At 72.0% G+C, this 12,457-nt stretch carries 11 protein-coding genes and 1 pseudogene; 3 read left to right on the forward strand and 9 right to left on the reverse strand.

Annotated elements, in window-relative coordinates; all coding sequences use genetic code 11:
- Window positions 1-10 precede the first annotated feature (10 nt).
- Window positions 11-799, forward strand: coding sequence for a sirohydrochlorin chelatase (locus OG349_RS07125; protein WP_327233792.1), 789 nt, complete (start codon window positions 11-13; stop codon window positions 797-799).
- Between the two features lie 40 nt (window positions 800-839).
- Here OG349_RS07125 and OG349_RS07130 read toward each other — a convergent pair whose 3' ends face one another.
- The 4 genes from OG349_RS07130 to OG349_RS07145 all read right to left on the reverse strand — a co-directional run bounded on the left by OG349_RS07130 (window position 840) and on the right by OG349_RS07145 (window position 3,582).
- Window positions 840-1,478 (reverse strand): mycothiol-dependent nitroreductase Rv2466c family protein, encoded by a 639-nt coding sequence (locus tag OG349_RS07130; RefSeq protein WP_327233793.1) that lies wholly within the window; start codon window positions 1,476-1,478, stop codon window positions 840-842.
- Window positions 1,479-1,488: 10 nt separating this feature from the next.
- Window positions 1,489-2,535 carry a ketopantoate reductase family protein gene (locus OG349_RS07135; protein ID WP_327233794.1) on the reverse strand — a complete coding sequence of 349 codons (1,047 nt, stop codon included), beginning with the start codon at window positions 2,533-2,535 and terminating at the stop codon, window positions 1,489-1,491.
- Window positions 2,536-2,642: 107 nt separating this feature from the next.
- Window positions 2,643-3,041, reverse strand: a complete 399-nt coding sequence (locus OG349_RS07140) for a nuclear transport factor 2 family protein (protein ID WP_327233795.1) — start codon at window positions 3,039-3,041, stop codon at window positions 2,643-2,645.
- Window positions 3,034-3,582 carry a DUF1697 domain-containing protein gene (locus tag OG349_RS07145; protein ID WP_327233796.1) on the reverse strand — a complete coding sequence of 183 codons (549 nt, stop codon included), beginning with the start codon at window positions 3,580-3,582 and terminating at the stop codon, window positions 3,034-3,036. Before OG349_RS07145 ends, OG349_RS07140 begins: the two co-directional genes overlap by 8 nt.
- 262 nt (window positions 3,583-3,844) lie before the next feature.
- On the opposite strand from OG349_RS07145, the gene OG349_RS07150 reads away from it, so the two are divergent.
- Complete coding sequence (locus OG349_RS07150; RefSeq protein ID WP_327233797.1) at window positions 3,845-6,178, forward strand: MMPL family transporter; 2,334 nt, start codon at window positions 3,845-3,847, stop codon at window positions 6,176-6,178.
- Between the two features lie 85 nt (window positions 6,179-6,263).
- On the opposite strand, the pseudogene mgt reads toward OG349_RS07150, so the two are convergent.
- The 4 genes and pseudogenes from mgt to OG349_RS07170 form a co-directional block, all read right to left on the reverse strand.
- A pseudogene (mgt, locus tag OG349_RS07155) lies at window positions 6,264-7,536 on the reverse strand (macrolide-inactivating glycosyltransferase).
- A 21-nt stretch (window positions 7,537-7,557) separates the two neighbouring features.
- The gene (locus tag OG349_RS07160) at window positions 7,558-8,859 is read right to left on the reverse strand and encodes an ABC transporter substrate-binding protein (protein ID WP_327238483.1); all 1,302 of its coding nucleotides are present in this window, start codon (window positions 8,857-8,859) and stop codon (window positions 7,558-7,560) included.
- Window positions 8,860-8,864: 5 nt separating this feature from the next.
- Window positions 8,865-9,704: a carbohydrate ABC transporter permease gene (locus OG349_RS07165; RefSeq protein ID WP_327233799.1), complete on the reverse strand. Its 840-nt coding sequence runs from the start codon at window positions 9,702-9,704 to the stop codon at window positions 8,865-8,867.
- Window positions 9,701-10,663, reverse strand: a complete 963-nt coding sequence (locus OG349_RS07170) for a carbohydrate ABC transporter permease (RefSeq protein ID WP_327233800.1) — start codon at window positions 10,661-10,663, stop codon at window positions 9,701-9,703. Before OG349_RS07170 ends, OG349_RS07165 begins: the two co-directional genes overlap by 4 nt.
- Before the next feature lie 165 nt (window positions 10,664-10,828).
- Between OG349_RS07170 and OG349_RS07175 the strand changes: the two genes are divergently transcribed.
- On the forward strand, window positions 10,829-11,692 hold the full coding sequence (locus OG349_RS07175) for a phosphotransferase enzyme family protein (RefSeq protein ID WP_327233801.1): 864 nt from the start codon (window positions 10,829-10,831) through the stop codon (window positions 11,690-11,692).
- 7 nt (window positions 11,693-11,699) lie between these two features.
- On the opposite strand, the gene OG349_RS07180 is transcribed toward OG349_RS07175, so the two are convergent.
- Window positions 11,700-12,422 (reverse strand): 3'-5' exonuclease, encoded by a 723-nt coding sequence (locus OG349_RS07180; RefSeq protein WP_327233802.1) that lies wholly within the window; start codon window positions 12,420-12,422, stop codon window positions 11,700-11,702.
- Between the last annotated feature and the right edge of the window lie 35 nt (window positions 12,423-12,457).

Below are 12,457 nucleotides of genomic sequence, written 5' to 3' on the forward strand. Positions count from 1 at the left end.
TCCGCCGCTCGTGCCGCCTTCTGTGCCCCCGGTCCTGCTCGTCGTCGCGCACGGCAGCCGTGACCCCCGGCACGCGGCGACCGTGCACGCCCTCGCCGGGCGGGTGCGGGCGCTGCGGCCCGGGCTGCGGGTGGAGACGGGCTTCCTGGACTTCGACACGCCTTCCGTGCCTGAGGTGTTGGACCGGCTGGCTCGGGAGGGCGCACCGCACGTGGTGGAGGTGGTGGCACAGCCGCTGCTGCTGACGCGGGCGTTCCACGCGAAGGCCGACATCCCGGCCGTCCTGCGGGAGGCGTCGGAACGCCTGCCCGGTCTGCGGATCCGGCAGGCCGGGGTCCTCGGCCCGTCACGGCTGCTCGTGGGGGCGCTGGAGCGGCGTCTGTACGAGGCGGGGCTGGCGCGCGCCGACCGGCCGTCGACGGGTGTGGTGCTGGCCTCGGCGGGCTCCTCCGACCCGGAGGCGGCGGCGGTGATCGCCGGGATCGCCACGGAGTGGGAGCGCCGGGCGGGCTGGTACGCGGTACGGCCCGCGTTCGCGTCGGCGTCCCTGCCCCGCACCGAGGACGCGGTACGCGCGCTGCGCGCGGAGGGCGTCCGCCGCGTCGCCGTCGCCCCGTACGTGATCGCCCCGGGCAGGCTGCCGGACCGGATCGTGGCCGGGGCGGCGGAGGGGGGCGCCGATGTCCTGGCGGAGGTGCTGGGCCCGGCGCCGGAACTGGCGAAGCTGCTGTTGGCGCGCTACGACGAGGCATGCGGGACACCGTCACCCGCACCGGCCCTGCACGGCCGGACGAGCTGAGGCCGGGCGGGCTGAGGCGGGGCGGGCTGAGGCGGGGCGACTACGGCGTAAGACTGCCCGTACGCGTCCGCTTGAGCTCGAAGAAGTCCGGATATCCGGCCAGCACCCGCACACTGTCGAAGAGTTGCCCGGCGGCCTCCCCGCGCGGCGCCGAGTTCAGCACCGGCCCGAACCACACCGCCCCGTCGACGTGCATCGTCGGCGTCCCCACGTACGCGTCGGCGGCGGGATCCTTCCCCCGGTCGTGACTGCGCCCCACGGCCTCGTCGTACGACGGGTCGTGCGCGGCCCCCGCGAGGCCGGCCGGCAGCCCGAGCTCCGCGAGGGACTCACCGATCACCACGTCGAAGTCCGCTTCCTCGCGCTGATGGATCCGAGTGCCCAACGCGGTGTACAGATCCCGCAGAACGGCCTCCCCGTGCTGCTCGGCAGCGGCCACGGCAACCCGCACGGGACCGGCCGACCGGTCGACCAGATCCCGGTACCAGTCCGGGAGTTCGTTGCCGGAGTTGTGCAGACGCAGACTCATCACCCGAAAGCGGAGATCGACGGGCCGCACCCGCTCGACCTCCAGCATCCAGCGAGAGGTGATCCAGGCGAAGGGACAGGCCGGATCGAAGTAGAAGTCGACGACGGTGCGCGTTTCCTGGTCCGCCCCCGAGGGCGTCGGCGAGGTCATAGGGACAAGACTAATGACCGGATGGCCCCGTCTCCCGGGCCATTTCCCCCCTGTCCTGCTGGGCCACTTCGATGAGTACGGCCAGTTCGGCGACGGACATCGAGCCCGGCCGCCGGCGTTCGCGGGCGAAGGTGTTGGCCACGCGCGCCAGGGTCTCGTTGACCGGGGTGGGCACGGAGTGCAGCCGCCCCAACAGGACGATCTCCCCGTTGAGATGGTCCGCCTCGATCGAGCCGGTCCCCCGGCTCAGGCTCTGCCAGGACGAACTCCCGTCCCGCCCGGCAGCGAGGTCCGGATCGAGGCCGAGGTGGTCGCTCCGGACCTCGGCCGCCTTCTCCGGGCTCACCGAGTCGATCCCGGCGGCCGCGAGAACCGCCCGCCCCTCGTCGTACGCGCGCCGCTGGATCAGCCGCGCCTCCTCCGTGTCGAGCGGCCCGGTGAGCGCCCCGAGGGAGTTGGAGAGATTGGCGAGGAGCTTGGTGTACTTCCAGCGCATCACGTCCGGGACGAGCGGCGCGAGGAGCGTGCCCTTCTCCAGACTCGCGGAGATCCGGCGGGCGGTGGCGTCGATGCCCGAGGGGTACCGGCCGAGGTGCAGCATGCCGGTGTACGGCGCGCACGGGGCCACGACCTCGCCGGGCTCGACGTGCGACGAGGGCAGCCAGACGCACATCCCGTAGACGTGGCGGAAGCGCCGCAGGGCGAGCCGTTCGTTCTCCACCCCGTTCTGCGCGCAGACCAGGGGCAGGAGTTCGCCCGCCGTACCGCCGCCCTCGACCGGCCGGCCGGACCAGGCGTCCAGGGCCGCCGCACTGTCCTGGGTCTTCACGGAGAGCAGCAGCACGTCGTCGGGACGCAGGACGAGCGCCTCCGGGCCCTCCACGACCGGCAGCTGGTGGACGCGGGTGCCGTCGGGGGTGGTGAGCCGCAGACCGTGGGTGCGCAGCGCCTCGTAGTGGGCGCCCCGGGCGACGAGGACCACGTCCTGCCCGGTCTCGGCGAGCCGTCCGCCGATGCTGCCACCGACCGCTCCCGACCCGATGACGATGTGGCGCATCCTGACTCCGTTCGGTGTTGCCGCAGGTCAGAACCGCACTGACCTGAGAGGTCCCCGCGCTTCGAGCATAGGCGAGGCTCCCCATCACCGTGTGCGCGTGCTCGCCCTCACCGCGCGGGCGTGCCCCACGGGACGTCGTCCTCCGTCTCGTGGCCGAAGACCGTGCCCTGGTGGAAGTAGAGCTTCCAGGTGTTGCCGGTCAGCCGCCACAGGGAGCTGCGGTGGGCGAGGCGGCCGTTGGAGTCGGTGTCGAAGGTCAGGTGCACCAGGTCGGGGGCGAGTTGGGTGCCCCGCATCGCGGAGGCGGTCACCGGGCGGACCGGGCTGCGGGTGCGCAGGACGTCGATGAACGAGTCCCGGTCCCAGATCCGTCCCGAGGAGCCGAACGCCCTGAAGTCGGGGTGGAGAAGTTCCGCGAGCAGTTCGGGGGACGAGTTCACCGCCGGGTCGAGGAAGCGCAGTTCGGCCTCGACGGCGCCGGTGACGGCGGACGTCAGCTCAGTCACGGGTCAGCTCCACCAGCTTGACGACGGTGTTCCAGTTGCGGCTGGTGGCGGTGACGCCCTTGAACAGGGCCGGTCTGCCGAGGGCCTCCGCGAGCTTGGAACGGCCGAGCCCGTTGGGGGCGTACAGGTAGAGCGCCCGGTCGCCCAGCCGGAACTCCTCCGGGAGGTACCCGGCCGGGTCCAGGGACGCGAGGCGTTCCGGGTCCACCGGCGCGGAGAAGAAGGTGACATGGAGCTGCTTGCCTTCCAGGGTGTCCGCGGGGAACGGGCAGGCGTCGGCGACGGCACGGAGGTATCCGCCGTCGCGCACCACACACCCCACGGAGAATCCGAAGCGTTCCTCGATGGCCTGTTCCAGCTCGCGGGCGACGGCGTCCTCGTCGTCGGAGGCGCTGGTGAAGACGGCGTTTCCGCTCTGGAGATGGGTGACCACGTTGTCGTGGCCGAGCCCTGAGAGCAGGGCACGCAGGTCGGTCATGGGGACGCGCTTGTGGCCGCTCACATTGATTCCGCGCAGGAGAGCCGCGTACGTCGTGGTCATCAGGCCACGATAGAGGCGGCCGGGGCGCCCGGTGGAGCAACGTGCCCGGCGGGGCCCGACGCCACGTCCGGGAGGGGTGGCCGAAGGTCGGTGTAAGGGGCCCGTATCGCGCAGGTCAGGGACGGAACCAGTTCGCAGGGAGGAGACCGCCCTCGCCCCGCTCACCGGAGAGCAGGAGGAGACGGCCGGAACGCGCCCCTAGCGTGGAAACACGGAGGACGGCGGCGCTGTGCCGCTTTCACGCACGAGGGGCTGGCCCGTCATGGGGAAAACAGGGGAGGGTCCGCGCGGCATCGCCGCGCGGGCCGGGAGTTGGAGCGCACGCCACCGCTGGGCGGCGGTGGGCATCTGGGTGCTGTTCGTCGTGATCGCCATGGGGCTGGGCTCGGCGGCGGGCCGGGTGGATGTCAAGGAGAGCGAGCAGCTCTCCGGCGAGGTCGGGCAGGCGCAGCGGATCATCGAGGACGCGGGACTCAAGGAGCCGGTGGGCGAGTCGGTGCTCGTCCGGGCCACTGACAGGTCAACGACCTCGAAGGCGCCGGAGTTCCGGGAGGCCGTCGCCGCGGTGGTCGAGGCGGTGGGCCGTACCGGTCGGGTGGCCGAGGTGACCTCGCCGTACGACTCCGGGACCATATCCAAGGACGGGCGCAGCGCGCTGGTGCGCTTCGACATCCGCGGGGACCCGGACACGGCGAGCGAGCGGGTCGAGCCGGTGATCAAGGCGGTCGCGGGAGTCCAGGAGAAGTACGAGGACCACCTGCTGATCGCCGAGATCGGCGGGGCGAGCATGGGCAAGACCTTCGACGACGCCTTCGGGGACGACTTCAAGCAGGCGGAGTTGTCGGCGGTGCCGGTGGCACTGGGCATCCTGCTGATCGCGTTCGGCGCTCTGGTCGCGGCGCTGCTGCCGGTGGCGCTGGCCCTGACGGCGATTCTGGCGACCACCGGGCTGATGGCGATCGTCAGTCACTACCAGCCGATGAGCGACACCGCGGACTCGGTGATGCTGCTGGTGGGGCTGGCGGTCGGGGTCGACTACTGCCTGTTCTACCTGCGGCGCGAGCGGGAGGAGCGGGAGGCGGGGCGCGACCCGGAGACGGCGCTGCGGATCGCGGCGGCGACGAGCGGGCGCGCGATCGTGGTGTCCGGGGTGACGGTGTGTGTCGCCATGGCGGGCATGCTCTTCACCGGTCTCGCGGAGTTCCAGGCGATGGGCCTGGCCTCGCTGATGGTCGTCGCGGTCGCGATGGTCGGGTCGGTGACGGTCCTTCCGGCGCTGCTGTCGCTGCTCGGGCACCGGGTGGAGCGGGGCAGGGTGCCGTTCCTGAACCGGGCGAAGCGGCGGGGCGGTCATGCCGGTGGCTCGCGTGGCTCCGGTGGCTCCGGCGGCTCCGGCGGCTCCGGTGGCTCCGGTCGCTCCGGTCGCTCCGGCGGCGAGAGCCGCTTCTGGCGGGCGGTCCTGGAGCGGGTGCTGCGCAGGCCGAAGGTCTCGCTGGTGATCGCGGCCGGCGCGCTCGCGGCGATCGCGCTGCCCGCCGTGGGCATGAACACCCAGAACCTCACGCTGGACCAGGAGTTCGGCGACCGGTTGCCCATCGTCCGTACGTACGAGCTGGTCAACGAGGCGTTCCCCGGCGGCGCCGAGCCTGCGGAGGTGGTGGTCGAGGCCACCGACATCAACGCGGGGCCGGTCCGCAGGGCCATCGCGGACTTCCGTTCCCAGGCGGTGAGTTCGGGCGCGTCCCGGGGGCCCGTGGAGGTGGTGACCCACGACGCGGAGAACGTCGCGATCATCACCGTTCCGCTGGTCGGCGGGTCCGACCAGGACCGGGCGGAGAAGAGCCTGGCGCTGCTGCGGGACACGGTCCGCCCCGACACGTTCGGCAAGGTGTCCGGCGTCTCGGCGCCGGTGACCGGCCAGGTCGCGGGCTCGAAGGACTTCAACGACCAGATCGTGGGGGCGGTCACCCCGGTGTTCGCCTTCGTGGTGGTCTTCGCGTTCCTGCTGATGCTGCTCTGCTTCCGGTCGCTGACGATCGCGGTGACGTCGATCGTGCTCAACCTGCTGTCGGTGGGGGCCGCGTACGGAATTCTGACGATCGTCTTCCAGCACGGCTGGGGGGCCTCGCTGGTGGGGGCGGAGGGGGTCGGCGCGATCATCTCGTGGCTGCCGCTGTTCCTGTTCGTGATCCTGTTCGGGCTCTCGATGGACTACCACGTCTTCGTGGTCTCCCGGATCCGTGAGGCCCGCATGCAGGGCCGTACGACCCGGGACGCCATCACGCACGGCGTGGTGACGACGGCGGGGGTGGTGACCAGCGCGGCGGTCATCATGGTGGCGGTCTTCGCGATCTTCGGCACGCTGTCGATGCAGTCCATGAAGCAGATGGGCGTGGGCCTGGCGGCGGCGGTCCTGATCGACGCGACGATCATCCGGGGGGTGCTGCTCCCGGCGGTGATGGCGCTGCTGGACGACCGGAACTGGTACTTCCCCCGGTGGCTGTCCTGGCTCCCCGACCTGACGCACGACGAGAGCGCGGCGCCGGAGGGCCCGGCGCGGGACCAGACGGACACACGGGTCCCGACCCGGACCTGACGGACCGGTCGCACGGCCGGGGCGCGGACCAGGAGGCGTCCAGGTCCCGGCCGTACCGCACACGCGTCACCCCTTCCCGCCGCTGTCACACGTCCCCGCCGCCGGGCGCGCCTTCGGGCCCGTCCGGCGGCAGCATGTCCTCGATCAGGTCGGCGGCGCGCCGCGTGCCGCCCTCCGCCGTCATCTCCGCCGCGATCTCCCGCAGCCTGCGCGCCACTTCCGGGTCCGAGGCGAGGGCGAGGACCGCCTCCCGCAGCGCCCCCGGCGTCACGTCCGCCGTGTCGAGGCGCCGGGCCACCCCCAGGGAGACCAGCGTGTCGGCGTTGCCGAACTGGTCCACCGCCTGCGGGACCGCGACCATCGGGGTGCCCGTCGCCAGCCCCTCCTGGCTGCCGCCCGCACCCGCGTGCGTCACAAACGCGTCGGCCTGCCGCAGGACGGACAGCTGCGGAACCCAGCGGTGCACCTCGACGTTGGCGGGTACGTCACCCAGCTCGGCCTCGTCCACGAACGCGCCGATCTGGAGGACGACATGCCACCCCGGCAGCCCCCCGAACGCCTCCACGCACGCCCGGTAGAACGCCGGCTGCTTGGTGAACGCCGAGCCCAGCGACACCAGAAGCACCTTCCCGGCCCCCTCGGGCCGCCGCCACTCCCCCTGTTCCGCCCTGTCCCCCTGGCAGGCGCCGACAAAGGTGAAGACGGACGCGTCCACCTGGTCCGCGTACGGCTGGAGCACCCGGGGGATGAGGACGAGGGACCGGCCCGGCCGGGCGACCAGCCGGTCCCGGTCGGTGTGGTCCATGTGGTGTGCGTCGAGCCATGCCGTGAACCGCGCCAGGTACGCCCGCCCCCGCTCCGTCGACTCCAGCTCGGCGGTCATCGGCGCGGCGACCTCCTCGTACCCCTCCCAGGCGACCATGTTCGGCGAGAGCTGGACGTACGGCACACCCCAGCGGTGCGCGAGGACCGGCGCCGGATAGGACGTGATGTCGCTCAGGACGAGGTCGGGGCGGTCGTCCTCGAACGCCTCGGCCAGCTGCGGCAGCGCCTGGATCGCGTCGTCCAGGAACGGCTCGACGTGGTCGATCAGTTCCGTTCCCCAGTCCTCGGGGTCCGCGTCCGGCGGGGGCAGGAGGGACGTGTAGATCACCGGCCGGGCACCGGTCGCGGCGACCTTGCCGGCGAAGACGGCGGGGATCGCGTAACTGACCCGGTGCCCCCGGGCGACCAGTTCGCGGATCACCTCCAGACTCGGGTTCACGTGCCCGTGGGCGGCGATGGAGAACATGGCGACATGGGCGGGCTTCGGTGAGGTCATGACCCGGACCCTAAGCGAGACGAGACGTCTCGTACAACTCGAATAAGCTTGCCCCGCCTCACCTCTGATAGCGCGCCAGCACCAGATTCCCGTCCTCGACCAGCCGCTTCTCCAGCTCCTCCCGGTCGATCGCCCCGCTGTAGTACTCCTGGAGCGCCGGCGTCGCCACCTTGTCCTTCCACTCCGGATACCCGCGCACCGACTGGGCCGGGGCGGACCGCAGATCGCGCGCCAGCGCTGCTCCCGTCGCCCAGCCGTCCTTCGCGGTGTGCAGCGAGGGGTCCGCGAGCGCGCGGGTCCCCGTCGGCAGCATCCAGTCGCCCTTCGCCAGCCGCACCATGTTCGACGGCTGGAGCAGGAAGTCGATGAACCGCACCGCTTCCCTCTTGTACGGGCTGTCCTCGGCCACCGAGAGCGTCTGCGGGCTCACGCCTTGGACCAGACCCTCGCTGTCCCCCGCAGGGGCGGGCAGCACCGTCCACTCGAAGCCCTCGGGCGCCTGCTGCATGATCTGCTGACGGTACGAGAACCCCAGCGGCACCATCGCGTAGACACCGCCGAACAGCCCCGGCAGGGTGTCGGACCCGCCCATCCCGAGCGTGGCCCCCGACGCGCTCCCGTCGGTGTTCACCTGGGCGCGGACGGTCTCGGGGACCACCGCGTCGCCATCGGTGAAACGGACCGTCACCTTCCCGTCCGCGCCCCGGTGGAAGAGCCGGCCCCCGGTGGACAGCCCCAGGTTGAGCGTCGCGGACACCGGGTCCTTGAGCGGCCACGCCACGGCGTACTTCCCCGGGCCCATCCGCGCGGTTAGCTCCTTGCTGATCCGCCGGAACTCGGGCCAGGTCCACGGCTCGTCCGGCGTCGGCACCCGCACCCCGGACGCGTCGAGGACCTTCTTGTCGGCGATCAGGACCCGTGGCTCCTGGAGGAACGGCACGCCGTACACCCCGTCCCCGAACGTCGTCGTGTCCCAGCTGCTCCCGGGGATGTCCTCCCGCAGCCGCACGGGCAGCAGCCCTCCCAGATCGGCGAGATAGCCGCCGTACGCGAAGTCGGCGAGGTCGTCCGAGGCGTCATGGATGATGTCCGGCGCCTCCCCGCCCTCGAAGGAGGTGAGCAGTTGGTCGTGGACGCTGTCCCAGCTGCCCTGCACGTACTCGACGCGGATGTCCGGGTGGGCGGCGTTCCACTCCGCCACCAGCTCCTTGTTGACCTGGACCGATTCGTCCTGCCAGGCCAGGGACTGGAAGCGCAGGGTGATCCGGCCGTCGCGGGAGCCGCCCCCGCCGGAACAGCCGGTGAGGAGCAGCGTCAGGACCACGACGGCGACGGCGGCTCTGCGCATCAGCATCAGCATCGGCATCAGCTCTTCACCGCCCCGGCGAGCATCCCGCCCGTGATCCGCCGCTGGATGACGGCGAAGATGACGAGCGAGGGGAGGGTCGCGAGGAACGCGGCGGCGGCGAGCGGCCCGAGGTCGGCGACCCCTTCCGCGCCCAGGAAGTGGGTGAGGACCACCGGAAGGGTCTGTTTCTCCGGGGACTTGAGCAGCACGAGCGCGAAGAAGAACTCGTTCCACGCGGTGATGAAGGCGAACAGCGCCGTGGCGACGATGCCGGGCACCAACAGGGGCGCGGTGACCGAGACGAGCGTACGGAGACGGCCCGCGCCGTCCACGGACGCGGCTTCCTCCAGCTCGACCGGTACGGCCCTGACGTACCCGACCAGCATCCAGAGGGCGAACGGCAGCGACCACACGACGTACACCATGACCAGGCCGGGCACGGAGTTGATCAGGTGAAGGTTCTTGAGGACCAGGAACAGCGGGATGATCAGCAGGACGAACGGGAACGCCTGGCTGACGACCACCCAGCCCGTCGCCGCCGCCGCGAGTCTGCCGCGTGTGCGGGCCATCACGTACGCCATGGGGGTCGCGACCACCACGGCGATCACAGCGGCGGACAGCGCGGCGACGAGGCTGTTGCCGGCGGCCCGGACGAGCGGCTGTTCGTCGAAGGCCTGGCGGAAGTTGTCGAGGGTCGGGTGCTCGGGGATCCAGGTGGGGTGGAGGCTCGCCAGCTCCTGGGCCGGTTTGAACGCGGTGGAGATCAGCCAGAGGAAGGGGAAGGCGAGGAAGACGAGATAGCAGAGGAGCGCGGCGTACTGCCCGGCGCGCGCGGGCCCACGGGTGCGGACGTTCATCCGTTCTCCCCTTCCCGGAGCCGGCCGACCAGATGGAGCGCGAGGATCACCGAGATCACGGCGACCATGACGCAGCCCATGGCGGCGGCGTAGCCGAACTGGCCGTAGCGGAAGGCCTCCTCGTACGCGAAGAGCATCGGCAGCCGGGTGCGGCCGCCGGGTCCGCCGCTGGTGAGCACGTACACCAGGGCGAAAGAATTGAAATTCCAGATGAAGTTGAGGGCAGTGATGGCCAAAGCCACCGGGCGCAGGGCGGGCCAGGTGACGGTACGGAACCGGCGCCACGCGCCCGCGCCGTCGAGCGCGGCGGCCTCGTGCAGTTCGTGCGGGGTGTTCTGGAGTCCGGCGAGCAGCGCGACGGTGGTCTGGGGCATCCCGGCCCAGATCCCGACGACGATCACGGCGGGCAGGGCGGTGGCGAGGCCCGTCAGCCAGTCCCGGCCGTCGCCCAGGCCGGTGTCGCGGAGGGTCTCGTTGAGGATGCCCGCGTCGGCGTTGTAGACGAGCCGCCACATGATGCCGACGACCACTTCGGGCATGGCCCACGGGATGATCGCGAGGGCGCGGGCCAGCCAGCGGAAGCGGAGGTTCTGGTTGAGCAGCAGGGCCAGGCCCAGGGCGAGCGCGAACTGCGGCACGGTGACGCCGACCGCCCATAACAGCCCGATCCGGAACGAGTCCCAGAACAGGGTGTCGTGCAGGAGGTCCTGGAAGTTCAGCGTCCCGATCCACTCGGTGGGTTCGGTACGGCCGGACTGCGCGTCGGTGAAGGCGAGCGCGATCCCGTACAGGAGCGGTCCGACGCTCAGCACCAGGATCGGGATCAGCGCGGGCAGGACCAGGAACCAGGCTCCGTGGTCGGCTCCGGGCGCGGGTCTCTTCTTTCCGGTCTTCTTGCCCGTCTTCTTGCCGGTCTTCTTGCCGGACCGCGCCGTCGCGGTCGCGGTCGCCGTTGTCACGGATCTGACTCCTTCGGGCGGCTCGGGAGTGCGGTGGGGGGTGCCCCGGCAGCCTCCGTCATCGTGCTGACGGGCTTTCCGTTCGTCAAGGTGGCCTGCGCGGATGCGAGACTTGCCGGTCGGGCTGACCGTGACGGCGGCCGGAGCGAGGAGATCGAAGGATTCATGGACGAGGCACGAGCACGGGACATCCTGGCCGCGGCGGGGCTGCCCCGCGACGCGGAACTGCTGGCCTTCGGCGAGAACGCGGTGTTCGCGGCCGGTGACCTGGTCGTCAAGGTCGGCCGGGACGCCACGCGCGAGCCCGAACTGCTGGACCGGGCGCGGCGGGAGGTCTCCCTCGCGTCCTGGCTGGCGAAGTGCGGCATTCCGGCGGTACGGGCGGCGGAGCCGGAGGCCCGTGCCGTCGACGGCCACCCGGTGACCGTCTGGCACCGGCTGCCCGACGCCGCACGCCCGGCGGGCCCCGCCGATCTGGCGTCCCTGCTGCGCGCGGTCCACGCCCTGCCCGCGCCCGCCTTCGCCCTCCCCCGCCGTGAGTTGCTCGGCGGGGTGGAGCGCTGGCTGCGGCTCGCGGGCGACGCCGTCGACCCGGCCGACGCCGCTTTCCTGCGGGAGCGCAGGGACGGCTTCGCCGACGCGTCGGCGGCCCTCGTCCCGCAGCTCCCGCCGGGCCCGATCCACGGCGACGCGCTCCCGCGCAACGTCCATGTCGGCCCGGACGGCCCGGTCCTGGTCGACCTGGAGACCTTCTCGGCGGACCTGCGGGAGCACGACCTGGTGGTGATGGCCCTGTCCAGGGACCGGTACGGCCTGGCGCCCGACGCGTACGACACCTTCACCTCCACGTACGGCTGGGACGTGCGCGACTGGCCGGGCTGGACGGTCCTGCGCGGTGCCCGCGAGACCGCCAGCTGCGCGTGGGTGGCGCAGCACGCCCCGGCCAACCCCAGGGCGGCGGAGGAGTTCCGCCGCCGGGTCGCCTCGCTGCGGGACGGGGACCCCGAGGTCCGCTGGTACCCCTTCTGAGGGCCGGTCAGCCCACGCGCGCGCCGTGCGGGACGAGCGGCCAGGACGGCTCGATGTACGCCGACGGATTCGACGTACGCCGCAGATAGCTCTGGAGCGAGGCGGACTGCTCGGCCGCCGCGCGCACTTGGAGCGCGTGCAGGTCCGCGAGCGGAACGCTTCCTATGGAGGGATGCCTCTCGCCCATACGGCGTGCCGCGCGCGCCGCCGCCACGGCGTCCGCCCGGGCGTCGTGCGCGTCCGCCAACTCCACACCGTAGTGCGCGCAGAGCGCCTGGAGCGTGCGCTTGCCCTTGCGGTACTGGTCCGCGTGCTTGTCGAGCACCAGCGGGTCGATGACCGGCGAGGGGTCCACCCCCAACCGCGCCACGAGCGGCTCGATCCCGTACCTCCGGCACTCCCGATCCAGCAGCGACAGGTCGTACCGCGCGTTCATCACCACCAGCGGTATGCCCGACCGGAACACCCGCGCCACCGCCTCCGTGATCTCCTCGACCGCCGGCGCGGCGGCCACCCCGTACGTGCGCGCCCGGTCCGTGGAGATGCCGTGGATCGCCGACGCCTGCTCGGGGATGGAGATCCCCGGGTCGAGCAGCCACGTCCGCTCCTCGCCGACGCGCCCGTCCGGCTCCAGCCTCACCAGCGCGGCGGTGACAATGCGATCACTCTCGATGTCCGTGCCGGTGGTCTCCAGGTCGAACGCGACCAGCGGCTCCCCATGCCAAGTCATCGTGATCCCTCCCTCGTCAAGCGGTGGCGCTTCCC

Origin of the sequence: Streptomyces sp. NBC_01317 (assembly GCF_035961655.1) — a bacterium.
Lineage (GTDB): Bacteria > Actinomycetota > Actinomycetes > Streptomycetales > Streptomycetaceae > Streptomyces.

Coding starts and splice junctions, on each gene's coding strand:
- OG349_RS07130 (WP_327233793.1), bottom strand. CDS start 1,478: ATGACCTCGCCGACGCCCTCGGGGGCGGACCAGGAAACGCGCACCGTC.
- OG349_RS07135 (WP_327233794.1), bottom strand. CDS start 2,535: ATGCGCCACATCGTCATCGGGTCGGGAGCGGTCGGTGGCAGCATCGGC.
- OG349_RS07145 (WP_327233796.1), bottom strand. CDS start 3,582: ATGACCACGACGTACGCGGCTCTCCTGCGCGGAATCAATGTGAGCGGC.
- OG349_RS07150 (WP_327233797.1), top strand. CDS start 3,845: ATGGGGAAAACAGGGGAGGGTCCGCGCGGCATCGCCGCGCGGGCCGGG.
- OG349_RS07160 (WP_327238483.1), bottom strand. CDS start 8,859: ATGCTGATGCTGATGCGCAGAGCCGCCGTCGCCGTCGTGGTCCTGACG.
- OG349_RS07165 (WP_327233799.1), bottom strand. CDS start 9,704: ATGAACGTCCGCACCCGTGGGCCCGCGCGCGCCGGGCAGTACGCCGCG.
- OG349_RS07175 (WP_327233801.1), top strand. CDS start 10,829: ATGGACGAGGCACGAGCACGGGACATCCTGGCCGCGGCGGGGCTGCCC.
- OG349_RS07180 (WP_327233802.1), bottom strand. CDS start 12,422: ATGACTTGGCATGGGGAGCCGCTGGTCGCGTTCGACCTGGAGACCACC.